Here is a 15,317-nt window from a genome sequence, read left to right as displayed (position 1 = left end):
CGCTCGATTTAGGACGGAGTCGCAGGGCAGCGTCAACAGCAAACTTGATCATCTGGTCAAGGGCTTGGCCATTAGAATGGCATCCGCACGCATTCCGTTGGGTAAGCTATAGTAATCAGCACGCCGACCGGTCGAAGTGAAACCAAAGCGCCGATAGAGGGCAAGCGCGGCGGTATTCTCGCTATCGACTTCGAGAAAACACTGCGCGGCGCCGCGATCAACGGCGGCGGTTTCAAAGGCTTTGAGGCAGGCGGTTCCCATGCCGGAGCGTTGATGCGCCGGGTCGGTGGCGATGGTCAGAAGTTCGGCCTCGTCCGCGACGGCGCGGCCAAGGGCGAAGGCATGTGGCAGGGTTACAAGAAACACATGCGGCGAGGTGAGCAGAGATGCGAACTCGGGCGCTGACCATGGTCGCAGACGCGCAAAAGCGCGAGCGTGCAAAGTGGCAAGGGCGTCAGGCGTCATGGTTTGAGGACAGCATCGCAACCGGAGGCGTGGACGACGGCGCCGCATCTGCCGGTTTGAGGTAGAGCGGGGCAGGGGCGGGGATGTCTTTGGCTGCAACGCCTTGGAGCCGCTCAGCCGCGATGGACGCGATGGCAACCGGCAAGGGAAAGAGCGGATCTGTGACGCTTTCGGGGCGCAACGCCATAACAGTTTCTGCGCCCGGTCCGACGAGGGAAGGCAGAGCGCCAGCGGGATAGATCGGCAAGTCATCCGCTGAGCGCACGAGGCGGGGGCTTGGGTCGCCGCCCGCAACAAAGGCCTGCACATAGGCGCTGTCGCGGGGCGCGGGCCAACAGGCGATGACGTTGCTGTACCCGTGGGTAAGCGCCTCGAGCCCGCTGACGCCGATGGCGGGGATGCCGAGGCCGAGACTCAGCCCACGCGCGGCGCTGACGGAAATGCGGATGCCGGTAAAGTTGCCGGGGCCGATGCCGACCCCGATGGCCGCAAGGTCCCGCCACGCCAGACCGGCGTCGCGCAGGGTTTCTTCCAGCAGCGGCATAAGGCGCTCTGCCTGTCCGCGGGTCATGTCCTCGGTCCGGTGGGCGAGGGTTTCGGGGCCTTGAAGCAAAGCGACCGCGCAATGCGCGGCCGATGTGTCAAAGCCCAGAACGATAGGATGGTCAGACGGCAACTGGCCGCACCTCGGTCACCTCGGGAATGTAGTGCCGCAGCAGGTTCTCGATCCCCATCTTGAGAGTCAGGGTCGAAGAAGGGCAACCGGCGCAAGCCCCTTGCATATGCAAATAGACAACGCCTTCGTCAAAGCCGTGGAAGGTGATGTCGCCACCATCCTGCGCCACAGCAGGGCGCACGCGGGTATCAAGCAACGTCTTGATTTGGGTGATGATCTCGCCATCGGGGCCGTCTTCTTGGCTGGTGTCGGCGGGTCTTTCCATGCCTGCGGCCATGACCGGCTGACCGGATTGGAAATGTTCCATGATCGCGCCCAGAATGGCGGGCTTCACATGGTCCCACTCAACCGCTTCTTCTTTGGTCACGGTGACGAAGTCATTGCCAAGGAACACGCCCTTGACGCCATCAACGGCGAAGACGCGCGCCGCCAGCGGCGACGTGTCAGCGCCTACAGGCGCAGGGAAATCAGCCGTTCCGCTGCCCATCACGGATTGACCGGGCAGGAATTTCAGGGTGGCCGGGTTCGGCGTGGATTCTGTTTGAATGAACATTGTTCGCATTCCTTATCTCTACGCTCAGATATGCGTCCGGGCGGGGCGAATGTCAATGTTTAGAAGTGTTCTAATCTGTGTCGAGAACGAGGATGTGAGAGGGCGCACACCGCTCAGGTGATGGCCTCGAGCCTGTCCTTGGACAAGTCGCCCGGTACGATTGTGATCGGAACAGGCAACACGCCAGAGCTGCGTGTGAGTTGGGTCACAAGCGGGCCGGGGCCTTTTTTGTCAGTGCCAGCGCCAAGAACCAGAACGCCGATATCCGGGTCTTCTTTGACCTGCTCAAGGATCTCGGCAATCGGTTCGCCCTCGCGGATCACCAGTTCGGGCTCGATGCCGTGGCGGTCGCGCATCCACTTTGCAAAGACTTCGAAATGGGCCTCGATCCGCTCGCGGGCTTCTTCGCGCATGATATCACCGACGCCGATCCAGTGGTTGAACTCTTCGGGCGGAATCACGGCAAGCACCTCGACACCGCCGCCGGTATTCTCGGCGCGCATGGTCGCAAAGCGCATAGCGTTCAGGCATTCGCGGCTGTCATCCAGCACGACCAGAAATTTGCGCATCTAAGCTCTCCTCAGCTTGGTAGCGTGATGATGGGGCAGGCGGCGGGCGCTGGCAACAGGTGAGTTGCCGGATGCCGACTAGCGATTTGACGCAGCCCAATCCCAATACATTTCGCGGACCCGGCGGGTTACGGGGCCGACCTGATATTGGGTGTCGTCAAACGCCGTGACCGGCGTCACCTTGGACATATTGCCCGACAGGAAGACCTCATCGGCATCATGGAAGTCATCGAATTTCAAAACGGTTTCATGGACTTGCACCCCGTCAGCGGCAAGGTTCGCGATATGGCGGGCGCGGGTGATACCCGACAGGAAGGTGCCGTTGGCAATCGGGGTAAAGACCTCTCCGTCTTTGACCATAAAGACATTCGCGGTGGCGGTTTCAGCGACATTTCCCATCGCGTCGGCCACCAGAGCATTGCCAAAGCCCTTGGATTTGGCCTCGCGCAGCATCCGCGCATTATTGGGGTAAAGGCACCCTGCCTTGGCATCGACCACCGCGTCTTCGAGGACGGGACGGCGAAAACGCGTGCGGGTGAGCGTGGTAGAGGCCTCGGGCGGGGCCATCGGCACGGTTTCAAGGCTGATGGCAAAGCCGGTTTCATCGGGGTCCGGCGCAATCGCGCTTGTGGTCATATCGCCGTCGATGCCCCAATACATCGGGCGGATGTAGACGGCTTCGCTCTTGTCGAATTGGCTCAGGCCATCATGCACCATGTCGATCATGTCTTGGGTTGTGACGGTGGGCGTGAGCAACAGCGCCTCTGCCGAGCGGTTGATCCGGGCGCAGTGGGCATCAAGATCAGGGGTCAGCCCATCAAAGAAGCGCGCGCCGTCAAATACGGTTGTGCCAAGCCATGCGCCATGATCGGCGGCGCGCATGACCGCAGGGTTCCCGTCGTGCCAAGTGCCGTTGAAATAGGTGCGGATTTTGCTGCCAATTGCCATGCGGTGTCTCCTTCAGGCCGGCGCGTTCAATCCGGCGCGGTCCGGCGTGTTCTGGGCGCGAAAGTAGGGCCGGCAGGCGGGGGCGTAAAGGGCGATTTGACAGGTGAGGGCAGGCGATTGCTGTGGCAATGCGGGCAGGCACGTTCAGGGGGACAACGGTCGGGGAGGGGCAGAGGGCAATTGGCGCCCTTTGCCGGTTTCACCGTGCCGCTGTGCAAAGCTTGCTAAGCGGTTAACAAGCGCCCCCTAGAAGTTAATCAAAGCTTAACGAACCATGCCGACAATCTCATATGTGCGCTTCAGAATTGGCGCGGCGATCTCGCGGGCGCGTTCTGCGCCTCGGCTCAGGATGCGGTCAATTTCGTCGACATCGCCCATCAAACGCGACATTTCGCCCGAAATCGGTGCCATTTTATCAACGGCAAGATCGGCCAGAAGGGGTTTGAATTCCGAGAATTGCTTGCCGCCCATCTCCTGCAACACCTGATCAACGCTTTGGTCGGACAGTGCCGCATAAATGTTAACAAGGTTTCGCGCTTCCGGGCGGTCCTCGAGCCCTTTGGCTTCGGAGGGGAGAGCTTCGGGGTCGGTTTTGGCCTTGCGGATTTTCTTGGCGATCGTGTCGGAATCGTCGGTCATGTTGATCCGGCTGGCATCCGAAGGATCGGATTTCGACATTTTCTTTGACCCGTCACGCAGCGACATCACGCGGGTTGCCGCGCCTTCGATCACCGGTTCCGTAATGGGAAAGAAATCAACGCCATAGTCGTGGTTGAACTTGGTCGCGATGTCGCGCGTCAGCTCGAGGTGCTGTTTCTGATCCTCGCCCACCGGCACATGGGTGGCGTGATAAATCAGGATGTCAGCGGCCATCAACGACGGATAGGCCAGCAATCCGAGCGAGGCGTTCTGCTGGTTTTTACCGGCCTTGTCTTTCCATTGTGTCATGCGCTGCATCCAGCCCATGCGCGCAACGCAGTTGAAAATCCAAGCAAGCTGTGTGTGTTCCGCAACTTGGGATTGGTTGAAAAGAATGGATTTTTCCGGATCAACGCCCGAGGCGATGAAGCCGGCCGCCAGCTCGCGCGTTTGGCGACGCAGCGCCGCGGGATCCTGCCAGACGGTGATGGCGTGCAGGTCGACCATGCAATAGATCGTCTCGATCCCCTTGTCTTGCGCATCGGCAAAACGTTTCAGCGCGCCAAGGTAATTGCCAAGGGTCAATCCGCCTGATGGCTGAATCCCTGAGAAAACACGGGGGTAAAGGCCATCTCGGTCATCGGATACTCCGTCTGGATTTATTGCTGCGGCTGGCTTACCCATGGGGGAAAGCCCCGTCAAGGAGAGGCAACATGAGCAGTGATCCTAAAGTGAGAGCCGTCAACCCGGTCAGCCCGGTTGTGGTGGTGTTTTTCCTCGTCATGCTGGGGATTGAATTGGCGTTTACCCTTGGCGCTCAAGGGGTTGTTGGCGGGCCTGAAGCGATCGGCTGGCGTTTGGGCGCGGTGCAAGATTACGGCTTCAGTGGTGGAATTTTCGACCAGATGCGCGCGCGCAACCTGTGGCCGAGCGAACATTTGCTGCGTTTCGTCAGCTTTCTGTTCGTGCATGCGAGCCTGACGCATATGATCGTGGCGGGGGTCATGTTGCTGGCCTTGGGCAAATTCGTGGGCGAGGTTTTTGCCGGCTGGGCGGTGGCGCTGGTGTTTCTTGGGTCGGGCATGGGCGGTGCCGCGATCTGGGGGCTTTTGTTGAATGAGCCTGGCTATTTATATGGCGCGTTTCCAGGTGTTTACGGGCTAATCGGTGCGTTTTCTTACGTGCTTTGGCTGCGGCTTGGGGAAAGCGGCGAAAACCAATGGCGGGCCTTTGTGCTGATCGGGTTCCTGATGGGAATACAGCTTTTGTTCGGCATCCTGTTCGGGGCGCGCAGCGATTGGCTGGCTGATCTGGGCGGCTTTGTCTGCGGTTTTTTGCTGTCTTTTGTGGTGAGTCCCGGCGGTTGGAGCCGGGTTTTGCAACGGCTGAGAAACCGCTAGCCTCCGGTCGCGTTAACGCTTTTGGCACGGCCCGAAAGAGGGGGTGACATCCGGCTGACTCCCGGCTGACATCCGGCTGTCCCCTGACGCAGTAATTCTTAATGCGACATTAAGTTAATCGAGCGTGCGCTGATGTTTTTTTATTGGTGAAAATACCCAAATCCCATCCGTGGCCGCACGCGCTGTGATGGGAGAGGTCACACCACCGCTGCCGCTTGCGCAATTGCCGAGCGAAGCGAGGCCCCCCGCGACGCCGAAGGCGGCGCAATCCTTTTTGAAACTGCTGACGCCGAAGGTGGCGCAACCCTTTTAAACCTGCTGACGCCGAAGGCGGCGCAATCCCCTCATCCCCTACGCAAGGCCGAGCGCAATTCTCGCACGTGGAAGGCGCCGAGCATTTGTCCGGCGAGCGCATAGCTCAGCACGCCCGCGCCGACCAAAAGCAACAGAGCGAGATAGCGCCAGCCCGCCGCCGTGATGAGCGGGCCCAACAGAAGGTTCGTGCCCCAGAGCACCGCGCCCATCACCGCCGAGGCGAGGATGATCCGCCAGGTGCGGCGTTTGAAGCGTTTGTCGAACCGCGCCATGTCGCCCATGGGCCGCGCGCCGCGTGCCAGCATCCAAACCATCGCCCAGCCCGCAAGCGTCGTGGCAAAGGCCGGTGCGATCCAGCCGATGTAGGTATGCAGTCCGACCGCGACCGCGGCGTTGATGACCATCGCCCAGACGGCAAAGCGGAACGGCGTGCGGGTGTCTTCGCGTGCGAAATAGAGCGGTTGCAGCACTTTTTGCAGCACGAAGGCCGGCAGGCCCAGCCCGTAGACCGCGCAGGCCAGAGCAATTGCCGCGCTGTCATCCGAGGTTTGTGCGCCGCGTTCAAACAGCACCGAGACCAGCGGCATCGGCACCACCACCAACGCCACGGCGCTGGGGATTGTCAGGGCCAGAGAAATCTCACCCGCGCGCGAGAACGCCTCGCGAGAGCCGGGGCCGTCGCCATCTCGCAAACGGCGCGACAGGTCGGGCAACAGCACGATGCCGACCGCAATCCCGACCACGCCCAGCGGCAATTGATAGAGCCGGTCGGCGGCAAACAGCCAGCTGACCGCGCTTTCGGTTTGCGAGGCAACTTGCTGACCGACCAGCAGGTTGATCTGCATCACCCCCGAGCTGAGCGCCGCAGGCAGGGCGACGACCAACAGGTGCTTCATGTCGGGCGTCCAACGCGGGCGTCCCGGACGGATGCGCACCCCGGCGCGCGCGGCGGCGGACCAGACCAAAGCAAGCTGGGCGATCCCGGCGATCGGCACGGTCCAGATCAGCCAGATTATGACTTCCTGTCCCAAGGCGTGCGCAGCAAGCATGGCCGTGACCACAAAGATGTTCAAAAGCACCGGCGCGGCGGCGGCCGCCGCGAACCGTCCGGTGGCGTTGAGCACGCCGGAAAACAACGCCGAGAGCGACATGAACACGATGTAGGGGAACACCACCCGCCCGTAACCAACCGTGAGGTCAAACCGCGCGTCTTGGGTGTACCCTTCGGCGGTGGCCCAGACGAACGCAGGCATGAAGATCATCGCCAAAGCCGTGAGCGCCAGCACGGCGAGCGCCAGCCCGTTGAAGGCCTCTTGCGCGAACCCTTGGGCGTCTTCGCCTGCTTCGTAGCGTTTGGAAAACATCGGCACGAAGGCCGCGTTGAACGCCCCTTCGGCAAAGAACCGGCGAAACATGTTGGGCAGGCGGAAGGCGGCCACGAAGGCATCCATCACCGGGCCGGGACCGATGAGGCCGAGCAGAAGGATCTCGCGGACAAGCCCGAGCACGCGGCTTAACAGCGTCCAGACCCCGACAGTAAGGAAGCCGGCAACGAGGCGGATGGGTTTCATGGGTATGCTCTGCCTTTGGTTTGCGCTCTTCTTAGCGCGGCGGACAAGGGCGGGGGAAGAGGGGGCGGCGCGATTGGCGGCGGAATGTGGGATTTCGGGAGAGGGGTTGGCGGCCAAAGCGTTCCGCGCATGCGGCGTGCAGCGAAGGGCAGCTAGGAGCCCAAGTTGCAGATTTTCTGCAGCTCCGCGAAAGTCGCGGTTATAAGATTTTCGGGTATGGGAATGCGAAGAAAACTTAAACGACGCCCCTGATCTTATGGGGAAAGTCGGCTTTGATTACTTTTGAGAAGCTGCTGCGAACAAGCCATTCCGTGAGAGTTCTCGCCATAAGATCGTCCCCCGTTAGAGTGATGTGACCTTGCTCGATTTCCACCGCGAAGGACGTGTGTCCCATCCATGCAGAAGTCAGAGCCCGGAGTTCGGCGACGACGAACAGGTCCACCTCGAATTTGGGATCGGTGTAACAAAGATCGGTCTCCTCTCCCGGTTTCGCCACCAACCAGTAGTTAGCCGTTTCTTCCGTTGGATTTTGAAGAATGAACTGGATGATGCTTTTGCGCTTCGGCATTTCAAGAAGGTCGATTTTGCTCCTGATCTTCCACATCAGTAGGCGCGCATTAAGATCCTGAAGTGAGACTTCACAGTCAATGTTGCGATGCGCCCATTCGCCGAGTCCCCTGATTAAAGGTTCAAGTTCGTCTGCAAGCGGGGTGGTCAAGTATTCAGTATGGCTACCACGCCTGTTACCTGCTCGCGAGACAAGGCCTTTCACTTCCATTTCTTTAAGACGTTTGGACAGCAGCCCCGGAGACATCCCGGGAACGCCACGCTGAATTTCATTGAAACGCGTTGATCCAGACCACATTTCGCAAAGTAAAAGCATGGTCCATCGCGGTTCCAAAATACTGGCGGCCATCGCGACGGGGCAAAAACGTGGATAAGTTGAACCTGACATTGCGGCACCTCCAACCCGAATTAAGCACTAGGGCGTTATATCGTCCACTGCAGAAAGTGTAGTGGGTTTACTACATTTGCAGAACTGGAACGGCTTGCGCTTTGAGTGTGAACCTCGTGCCAGAGAAACAAACTGCAAAGGAATAGATCATGCCACTAGTAGATATCGAGGTAATCGAAGGGGTCTTCGACGAAGAGCAAAAGGCCCAGATGATCCAAAAGGTGACCAACGCGATGGTCGACATCGAAGGCGAAGCCATGCGCTCGGTCACTTGGGTGCGCGTCAAAGAAGTCCGCAGCGGACATTGGGGCATCGGTGGAAATACTCCGAGCTCTGACGACATCAAAGCAATGGCCGCGGGTTGAGAACAAAACCCACGCCCGGAAAAGATGAATGGAAATCGAAGGACCACAACCATGCAACATTATGAAACTCCAGACATCAAGCGCCACCCGAATGGGTCGATAGATACGGCTTACTATATGCTTTTTGGTCGAAAGATGCGTTCCGAACAGGCACACAAATTGGCGAAGGCCATTTTGCCCAAGAAAAAGACCTTCTCCTTACGGATTTGGTTTCCTGAAACAATTAGGGCTTAGTTAGGACATTTGGTCAGTGCACCAGTTCCCGAGGTTTGAACAACTTAGGACGTATACAGGGCCTGAGCCCCAGAGGCCGAAAGGCGTCCGCAACGGACATCTCTACGGTTTTTGGGGCAACTATTTTACTCTACGCGTTATCGCTGAATTCTGAAAGCTGCCATTGATGAAAGCACTGCGAAAGCGCGCTAGGTCCGCAAAGCGGACCACTGCTCGAATCGCGGCGAAGGTCTGCTTTCCGTTCTTGATGTCGATGTTCACGAACGGCCCATTGCAGACAGTTGAAGGGACCGCAGCGAACGGCGGCTTTGAGCCCAGACCTACCTGATGCTGCACTGCGCACCAACGTCCATTCCCCGAACAGGTGCGCCGTGCAGCTGACCTCTTTCAACTGGTCAGAGGTGCCACTCAAACCCGACGGCCGTTTCTGACTCATTCCAAAGCCGAGCCATGACGGCTTTGTCGTGAGCATGAGCGTTCAGCGTGCCCTTGCCAACAGGGCCGACCGCTTCCATTCGACCGGTTGGGCCGTAAAGGGCGCGTTGCTCGGTCAAAGCCTCTTCGGTCGCGCACATGACCTCAGGGTACGAGCCCTGTTCTGCCGTCTGAACCATTGGCGTCTTGGTCATCAGCCACCAGATGAAACGCATCGTGCGGCTGCCACTTGTTGTGATCAGCGAGGTTGCCGAAGAACCCGGATGACAGACATAGATCTCTACATCTTTGCGCCCTGCAGCAGCCAGCCGGTCCTGCAATTCGTAGGCAAACATCATCTGCGCCAGCTTGCTTTGCGAATAGGCGGTGTTTGCGCCGTAGCCCTCATCCCAATTCATATCATCGAACTTGATGGTCTTGAGACCCATGTTGTAGCCGAGGCTGGCCACGACCACGATTCGGCCCTTGCTTTGTGCGATGCGGTCAAAGAGCAGACCATTGAGCAGGAAATGACCGTAGTGGTTGGTGCCAAGCTGGCTCTCGAACCCGTCGACGGTCAGCTTGCGCGTCGGTACCTGCGCGATGGCGGCGTTGTTGATCAGCGCGTCGATGCGGGGCACCGTCTTCAGAACGTCTACGGCAGCCTCGCGCACGCTGTTCAGAACGGATAGGTCCATGCGGATATAGCTCACGTCGGCTTTTGTGCCGAATTCCTGTTTCAGGTCCGCGATCGCTGCCTCGGATTTCTCGGGCGAGCGGTTCAGCATCACCACCTTGGCGTTCTTCTTCAGAAGCGTCCGTGCGGCCTGAAAGCCAGCACCGGCGTTGGCGCCAGTGATGATGTAGGTTTTGCCCGAAAGGTCGCCGAGGCGTTCGGGTGTCCAGCCTTTGGGTCCAAATGTTGTATCCGCCATTTTCTGTCTCCTGCCAGCGCAGGCTGGCGGTTTGGGATGTCATTGTTTGAAAGCACAGATAGCCCCCCGCAGGATACAGAAACAGGCGATATCATCTCGATTACTTGCCCAATCGTCTCAACCGTATTGCAATCAGGAAATTTCTCTGCCAGCTTGGATACATGAGCAAAGACCTGATCAAAGCCCTGATTGAACGCCATCTGCCCGAAGCAGGCCTTGTCGATACCGCGTTGAAGGGCGTCCAGCTTTTCCGGGTAACCGAGGCCATGCCCTGCGTGCCTGCCGTCTATGAGCCCACGGTGGTGGCCATTCTCGGTGGCACAAAGGAAGCTGTGCTGGATGGCAACCACCATGTCTATGGCAGCGACAAATACCTGCTTTGCCCGATGACCCTGCCGGTCGAGGCGGGCACGCCGCAAGCGTCCGAAGAGAACCCTCTCATTGGTGTTGTGATCACTTTGGAGCCACGCATGATGCGCGCGCTCACGCTGGATATCGAAACGGCTGCCGGTGGCACCAAACAGTCTCTGGGCGTAGCGCCGTCTGCTTTGGCATTGGCGTATTGGGACGCGGGGTTCACGCAGGCTTTGTTGCGACTTTTGCAGTTGCTCGACGCTCCTGTCGATCTGGAAGTGTTAGGAGCAGGGCGACTGCGCGAGTTGTATTACGCGGTGCTCAAGGGCGAGGCCGGGGCCGCAGCAAAACGGTCCTTTGGAGTCGGCAACGAAATTGCGCGCACGATCGACTATCTCGCGAACCATCTGAACGAGCAGGTCACCATCGACGACATGGCCGACCATGTCGGCATGAGCCGCGCTGTCTTCCATCGGCGTTTCAAAGAAGCCACGACGATGTCCCCGATCCAGTTCGTGAAATCCATGCGGCTGAACAACGCCGCCATGAAGATCGCGGAAGGAAAGACCGTGTCCGAGGCGGCATGGGATGTGGGATATCAAAGCGCATCTCAATTCAGCCGCGAGTTCAAAAGGATGTACGGCCAGTCACCCCGGCAATGGAGCAACGATCAACAACTTGCGACGGGGAGGGCATAGCGGACCTATAAGAAGGCAAATCAAACGGCAGCTACGTCCCGCAAAGCTGCCCTCGGCGTGGCAAATCTTACCAAACAACATCCGCAACCGCAGCGAAAAACCGCTATGAGCCCGGAGGCACAGATGCTGCGACTTGTCCGAAGCACAGCTTCCTATAGATTTTTGTCGGAGGTTCGCAAGCGGCTCATTGTGACAGGAGTGACGCCCAAAAAGGACGCAATCAGCGTATGGGGAAAAATGTCTTCGTAACCTGGGAATTCTTTGCGAAACCAAGCGAGCCGTTCAGCCCCACCAAGTGCCGCGAGGCACCACTCTCGATCCACCTTCCGGCTTAAAGCGTCCCGCAGGATACCATTGGCCCAATTTCGAACGGGTTCAGAGGCGATCATCCTGTCTGAAAGCTCATCACTTTCGATGCGTGCCAGCCGCGTGTCGGTCAACGCCACGATAGATACGAGCGACAGCCCGTTGCGCGTTCTGGCTATGTTGGGCGTGATGACGCATGGCCCCACATAAAACCCGACGCAAACTTCTTTGCCGTCTTGGTCACAAATACTGCTCGCCAAACACCCTTGCAAAAGAATGAACTCATCTGTTTGGGAGTGTTCCTGCTGCGTCAGCTGTGCGCCCTTGTTCAAACGAATTTGCTTCCAAGCAGATGCGAATGCGTCGGTGTTGGCCCAGTCCGACAGGTCAGGGGACTGCATCAGAAACGTCCGGAGATCCATCTTGGCGTCCCTTATCAAATGATAATGCAGGTGAATGCGTTGGAGGGCATGTGTGGCACAGATCAAGGAGTTTATAAAATGATGAAAAGAAGTCTGTCAAAACATGCTGGAGTTATTGCGGTTGGTTCGGGGTTGATTGCTGCCTCTCTCTATTGGCTGATGACAACTGTCACGCTCGCCCATATCCAAGCGGTTTCGGGGCAGGTTCCCTTTGACATGCGACCGTTCGGCTATGGACCGATAGAGGCCGCCACGCTTCTCGGCTCCTTGGGAGCGGACGGCCGCGCGTATTATATTGGTCGACAGATCGCTTTGGACACAGCCTATCCGGCACTGCTCGCGCTCACCCTGATTTCGACGCTTCTGTGGTTTGGGCAACGCGTGCCAAACAGACGGCTGATCCACGCTGGCGTTATCCTTTCGGTTGGAAGCGCTTTGTTTGACTATGCCGAAAACCTTGGAATTCTGGCCATGATCCAGAGCTGGCCAGAGGTTTCTGTTCCTCTGGTAGTTGCCGTCAGCACAGCAACAATTCTTAAGTCTATTGCAACAACCTTGGCTGTGGTGCTGGTTCTTCTCGTCGGATTTAGCTGGGCGCGGCACTGTAAAAGCCGACATTCGTTGATGGCAAGGTAACGGCAAACCTGTCCCGCATTACCGCGTCGCAAGGCCTGAATGCCGCGACCCCGCCTTAGCCTTGGGCTCGTTCGACACCCTTTTCAATTGCCTCGCGTAGCTTTTTCTCGAGCGAGCGCTGTTTGGCTTCGGAGTGGAATTTCAGCCCGAAAGCGTCTTTGACATAGAAGCTGTCGACCACTTGTTCGCCGTAGGTCGCGATCACCGCAGAGGCGATGTAGACGTTGGCGTTGGCCAAGGTGCGGGTCAGATCATAGAGCAAGCCGGGGCGGTCGCGGGTGTCGACTTCGATGATGGTGTAAATCTCGGACCCGTCGTTATCAAAGGCGATCGTTGTTGGCACGCGAAAGGCGCGTTCGCGTTTCTTGAGCTTTTCGCGGCTTTTGATGGCGTCGCCGGTGACGACCTCACCGCTGAGCGTTTTTTGGATCATCGCTTCGAGGCGTTTGAGTTTGTTCACCTCGTAGGGGTGGCCATCGGCGTCTTGGATCCAGAAGGCGGCGGTTGCAAAGCCGTCTTTGGAGGTAAAAGTGCGGGCGTCAACGATATTGGCCCCGACCAGAGCGAGCGCGCCGCACATGCGGCTGAAGATGCCGGGATGGTCGGGCATGGCAAAACAGGCGCGGGTGGCGTCGCGGTCGTCATCGGGGTGCAGGTCGATGCGGATTTCATCATTGCCAAGCCCGCGCAACAGTTTGGCAAAAACCACATGGGCGGTGACATGCATGCCCTGCCAATAGGGCGCATAGTGCCGTCCGGTTTCGAGTTTGAGATCGGCGGCGTCCCAATCGGGCAGGGCGGCGCGCAGCAGTTTTTTGGCCTCCGCGCCGCGCACCTCGCGAGAGAGCGCCTCCATCCCGTCTTCCAGCGCGACACGGGTCTGGCGATAGAGCGCGCGCAAGAGCACCGCTTTCCAGTTGTTCCACGTGGTCGGGCCAACGCCGCGAATATCGCAGACGGTCAGCAGCAACAGCAGGTCGAGCCGTTTGACCGAGCCGACCGCCTTGGCAAAGTCGCGCACGGTGCGCGGGTCGGCGATGTCGCGTTTCTGCGCCATGTCGGACATCAGCAGGTGATAGCGCACCAGCCATTCGACGGTATCGCAATCGGCCTTGGACAGCCCCAGCCGGGGGGCGACGCTGCGCGAGATTTGCGCGCCAAGCACGGAGTGATCGACGGCGCGCCCCTTGCCGATGTCATGGCAGAGCATGGCGACCATCAGCACCTTGCGATTGAGGCCGTTGTTGATGATTTCGGACGAAACGGGCAGCTCTTCCTTCAAGGCGCCGTCTTCGATTTTCTCGAATTGCGAGATCACTTGGATGGTGTGTTCGTCAACCGTATAGGCGTGATACATGTTGAATTGCATCATCGCCACGACCGGCGCGAATTCGGGGATGAAGGCGGCCAGCACGCCGAGTTCGTTCATCCGGCGCAGGGCGCGTTCCGGGTTGCCATGTTTGAGCAGAAGATCAAGGAAGATACGGTTGGCTTCCTTGTTGGCGCGCATCTTGTCGTCGATCTTGTCAAGATTGGCCGTCACCAGACGCATGGCGTCGGGGTGGATCAACATGCCGGTGCGCAGGCCTTCTTCGAACAGGCGCAAGAGGTTGAGCGGATCCTCTAGGAACGTCTTTTGATTCTGGATCGCAAGACGGCCATGCACAACCATAAAGCCGGCTTTCAGCTTGCGGCGGCGTTTGAACAGACGCTCGAGCAGCGGTTCGCCCTTGGTGTGGGTCGCTTCAAGTTTGGTCAGGAAGATGCGGGTCAGGTCGCCGACGCGGGTGGCGTGGCGGAAATAGTCCTGCATGAAGTGTTCAACCGCGCGGCGACCGCCCTTGTCGGTATAGCCCATACGTTCGGCGACTTGGACCTGCATATCAAAGGTGAGCTGTTCGTTGGGCCGCCCCGAGGCGATGTGCAGGTGGCAGCGCGCCGCCCAGAGGAAGCTTTCGGCTTTCTCAAACTGGCTCATTTCTTCGGTGGTGAAGAATTTCAGTTTCACGAGGTCGCGCACGTCACGCACGTCATGGATATATTTGGCGATCCAGTAGAGCGATTGCAGGTCGCGCAAGCCGCCTTTGCCTTCTTTGACATTGGGTTCGACGACGTAGCGCTCGCCCTGTTTGAGGTGGCGGGCGTCACGCTCGGCGAGCTTGGCTTCGGTGAAGTCGCGCTCTGAGCCGATGAAGAGGTGTTGCGCAGGGTGTTGCGCAGTTCGGTCGCAAGCTTGGCATTGCCGACGAGATGGCGCTGTTCCAGCAGAGCGGTGCGGATGGTGTAATCCTCGCGCCCAAGGCGCAGGCAGTCTTTGACCGTGCGGCTGGAGTGGCCGACCTTGAGGTGCAGATCCCACAGCATATAGAGCATGGATTCGATCACGCTTTCGGCCCATGGGTTCGTTTTGCTGTTGGCTTTGGCGCCGAGCTTGGAGCCGCTTTTGTCGGGTGTCAGAAAGAGCAGGTCGACATCTGATCCGGGCGCCATGTCACCACGGCCATAGCCGCCGACCGCAAGGAGCGAGAGCCGCTCTGCCGGGGTGGCTTTGGCCAGCGGGTTCATGGCGGTCGAGGCAACGTGGAAGGTGCAGGCGACGAGGCAATCGGTCAGCCATGCATAGGCGTGGATGGTCGGGCGGGATTTGAAGGGCGCATCGGTGAAGGCGGCGGCGATCCGCTCCATCCCGGCGTCGCGCGCGGGAGAGAGGATATCGACCACGGTCGCCCGCAGGGCGGTGTCGTCTTCGGGTTGCTCCTTGGCCGCGGCGCATGCGTCGATGATGGCCGCACTGATGGCGGCCCGGTCGAAGATCTCGTCCGGGTCGCAAATCAGGTCGGACTTGGGGGGCAAGTCCGGGTA

At 59.0% G+C, this 15,317-nt stretch carries 15 protein-coding genes and 1 pseudogene; 5 read left to right on the top strand and 11 right to left on the bottom strand.

Annotated elements, in window-relative coordinates; genetic code table 11:
* Positions 1 to 48: 48 nt before the first annotated feature.
* From N4R57_14275 to trpS, 6 genes are all read right to left on the bottom strand, one after another.
* On the bottom strand, positions 49 to 465 hold the full coding sequence (locus N4R57_14275) for a GNAT family N-acetyltransferase (protein UYV36186.1): 417 nt from the start codon (positions 463 to 465) through the stop codon (positions 49 to 51).
* Positions 455 to 1,141, bottom strand: a complete 687-nt coding sequence (tsaB, locus tag N4R57_14270; GenBank protein UYV36185.1) for a tRNA (adenosine(37)-N6)-threonylcarbamoyltransferase complex dimerization subunit type 1 TsaB — start codon at positions 1,139 to 1,141, stop codon at positions 455 to 457. Before tsaB ends, N4R57_14275 begins: the two co-directional genes overlap by 11 nt.
* Positions 1,131 to 1,694: a NifU family protein gene (locus tag N4R57_14265; GenBank protein UYV36184.1), complete on the bottom strand. Its 564-nt coding sequence runs from the start codon at positions 1,692 to 1,694 to the stop codon at positions 1,131 to 1,133. The genes tsaB and N4R57_14265 overlap by 11 nt, the downstream gene beginning before the upstream one ends.
* A gap of 113 nt (positions 1,695 to 1,807) precedes the next feature.
* Positions 1,808 to 2,263 (bottom strand): universal stress protein, encoded by a 456-nt coding sequence (locus N4R57_14260; protein ID UYV36183.1) that lies wholly within the window; start codon positions 2,261 to 2,263, stop codon positions 1,808 to 1,810.
* Positions 2,264 to 2,341: 78 nt separating this feature from the next.
* Positions 2,342 to 3,211 carry a branched-chain amino acid aminotransferase gene (locus tag N4R57_14255; protein ID UYV36182.1) on the bottom strand — a complete coding sequence of 290 codons (870 nt, stop codon included), beginning with the start codon at positions 3,209 to 3,211 and terminating at the stop codon, positions 2,342 to 2,344.
* A gap of 264 nt (positions 3,212 to 3,475) precedes the next feature.
* Entirely contained in the window at positions 3,476 to 4,435 is a 960-nt protein-coding gene (gene trpS, locus N4R57_14250) for a tryptophan--tRNA ligase (protein ID UYV36181.1), read from the bottom strand.
* Between the two features lie 128 nt (positions 4,436 to 4,563).
* On the opposite strand from trpS, the gene N4R57_14245 reads away from it, so the two are divergent.
* Positions 4,564 to 5,250, top strand: coding sequence for a rhomboid family intramembrane serine protease (locus tag N4R57_14245; protein UYV36180.1), 687 nt, complete (start codon positions 4,564 to 4,566; stop codon positions 5,248 to 5,250).
* A 344-nt stretch (positions 5,251 to 5,594) separates the two neighbouring features.
* On the opposite strand, the gene murJ is transcribed toward N4R57_14245, so the two are convergent.
* Both murJ and N4R57_14235 read right to left on the bottom strand, forming a co-directional pair.
* On the bottom strand, positions 5,595 to 7,136 hold the full coding sequence (gene murJ, locus N4R57_14240; protein ID UYV36179.1) for a murein biosynthesis integral membrane protein MurJ: 1,542 nt from the start codon (positions 7,134 to 7,136) through the stop codon (positions 5,595 to 5,597).
* Between the two features lie 235 nt (positions 7,137 to 7,371).
* Positions 7,372 to 8,091 (bottom strand): helix-turn-helix transcriptional regulator, encoded by a 720-nt coding sequence (locus N4R57_14235; protein ID UYV36178.1) that lies wholly within the window; start codon positions 8,089 to 8,091, stop codon positions 7,372 to 7,374.
* A gap of 149 nt (positions 8,092 to 8,240) precedes the next feature.
* On the opposite strand from N4R57_14235, the gene N4R57_14230 reads away from it, so the two are divergent.
* Both N4R57_14230 and N4R57_14225 read left to right on the top strand, forming a co-directional pair.
* A complete protein-coding gene (locus tag N4R57_14230; protein UYV36177.1) occupies positions 8,241 to 8,456 on the top strand; it encodes a tautomerase family protein in 216 nt (71 codons plus the stop codon).
* Between the two features lie 51 nt (positions 8,457 to 8,507).
* Complete coding sequence (locus N4R57_14225) at positions 8,508 to 8,690, top strand: hypothetical protein (protein UYV36176.1); 183 nt, start codon at positions 8,508 to 8,510, stop codon at positions 8,688 to 8,690.
* A 395-nt stretch (positions 8,691 to 9,085) separates the two neighbouring features.
* Here N4R57_14225 and N4R57_14220 read toward each other — a convergent pair whose 3' ends face one another.
* A complete protein-coding gene (locus tag N4R57_14220) occupies positions 9,086 to 10,039 on the bottom strand; it encodes an SDR family oxidoreductase (protein UYV36175.1) in 954 nt (317 codons plus the stop codon).
* Positions 10,040 to 10,200: 161 nt separating this feature from the next.
* On the opposite strand from N4R57_14220, the gene N4R57_14215 reads away from it, so the two are divergent.
* The gene (locus tag N4R57_14215) at positions 10,201 to 11,091 is read left to right on the top strand and encodes an AraC family transcriptional regulator (protein ID UYV36174.1); all 891 of its coding nucleotides are present in this window, start codon (positions 10,201 to 10,203) and stop codon (positions 11,089 to 11,091) included.
* A 152-nt stretch (positions 11,092 to 11,243) separates the two neighbouring features.
* On the opposite strand, the gene N4R57_14210 is transcribed toward N4R57_14215, so the two are convergent.
* A complete protein-coding gene (locus N4R57_14210; protein ID UYV36173.1) occupies positions 11,244 to 11,819 on the bottom strand; it encodes a Crp/Fnr family transcriptional regulator in 576 nt (191 codons plus the stop codon).
* Between the two features lie 78 nt (positions 11,820 to 11,897).
* On the opposite strand from N4R57_14210, the gene N4R57_14205 reads away from it, so the two are divergent.
* Positions 11,898 to 12,455: a hypothetical protein gene (locus N4R57_14205; GenBank protein ID UYV36172.1), complete on the top strand. Its 558-nt coding sequence runs from the start codon at positions 11,898 to 11,900 to the stop codon at positions 12,453 to 12,455.
* 55 nt (positions 12,456 to 12,510) lie between these two features.
* Here the strand turns inward: N4R57_14205 and N4R57_14200 are convergent.
* Positions 12,511 to 15,239, bottom strand: a pseudogene (locus N4R57_14200) ([protein-PII] uridylyltransferase).
* Positions 15,240 to 15,317 lie beyond the last annotated feature (78 nt).

The organism is Rhodobacteraceae bacterium D3-12 (assembly GCA_025916135.1).
Lineage (GTDB): Bacteria > Pseudomonadota > Alphaproteobacteria > Rhodobacterales > Rhodobacteraceae > JAKGBX01.
The sequence above is the reverse complement of the archived record's forward strand: the minus strand, read 5'-3'. Positions and strand labels throughout refer to the sequence as shown.

Coding starts and splice junctions, on each gene's coding strand:
- N4R57_14210 (UYV36173.1), bottom strand. CDS start 11,819: ATGGATCTCCGGACGTTTCTGATGCAGTCCCCTGACCTGTCGGACTGG.
- N4R57_14260 (UYV36183.1), bottom strand. CDS start 2,263: ATGCGCAAATTTCTGGTCGTGCTGGATGACAGCCGCGAATGCCTGAAC.
- N4R57_14220 (UYV36175.1), bottom strand. CDS start 10,039: ATGGCGGATACAACATTTGGACCCAAAGGCTGGACACCCGAACGCCTC.
- N4R57_14245 (UYV36180.1), top strand. CDS start 4,564: ATGAGCAGTGATCCTAAAGTGAGAGCCGTCAACCCGGTCAGCCCGGTT.
- N4R57_14225 (UYV36176.1), top strand. CDS start 8,508: ATGCAACATTATGAAACTCCAGACATCAAGCGCCACCCGAATGGGTCG.
- N4R57_14265 (UYV36184.1), bottom strand. CDS start 1,694: ATGTTCATTCAAACAGAATCCACGCCGAACCCGGCCACCCTGAAATTC.
- N4R57_14215 (UYV36174.1), top strand. CDS start 10,201: ATGAGCAAAGACCTGATCAAAGCCCTGATTGAACGCCATCTGCCCGAA.
- N4R57_14255 (UYV36182.1), bottom strand. CDS start 3,211: ATGGCAATTGGCAGCAAAATCCGCACCTATTTCAACGGCACTTGGCAC.
- N4R57_14205 (UYV36172.1), top strand. CDS start 11,898: ATGATGAAAAGAAGTCTGTCAAAACATGCTGGAGTTATTGCGGTTGGT.
- murJ (UYV36179.1), bottom strand. CDS start 7,136: ATGAAACCCATCCGCCTCGTTGCCGGCTTCCTTACTGTCGGGGTCTGG.
- N4R57_14230 (UYV36177.1), top strand. CDS start 8,241: ATGCCACTAGTAGATATCGAGGTAATCGAAGGGGTCTTCGACGAAGAG.
- N4R57_14235 (UYV36178.1), bottom strand. CDS start 8,091: ATGTCAGGTTCAACTTATCCACGTTTTTGCCCCGTCGCGATGGCCGCC.
- N4R57_14275 (UYV36186.1), bottom strand. CDS start 465: ATGACGCCTGACGCCCTTGCCACTTTGCACGCTCGCGCTTTTGCGCGT.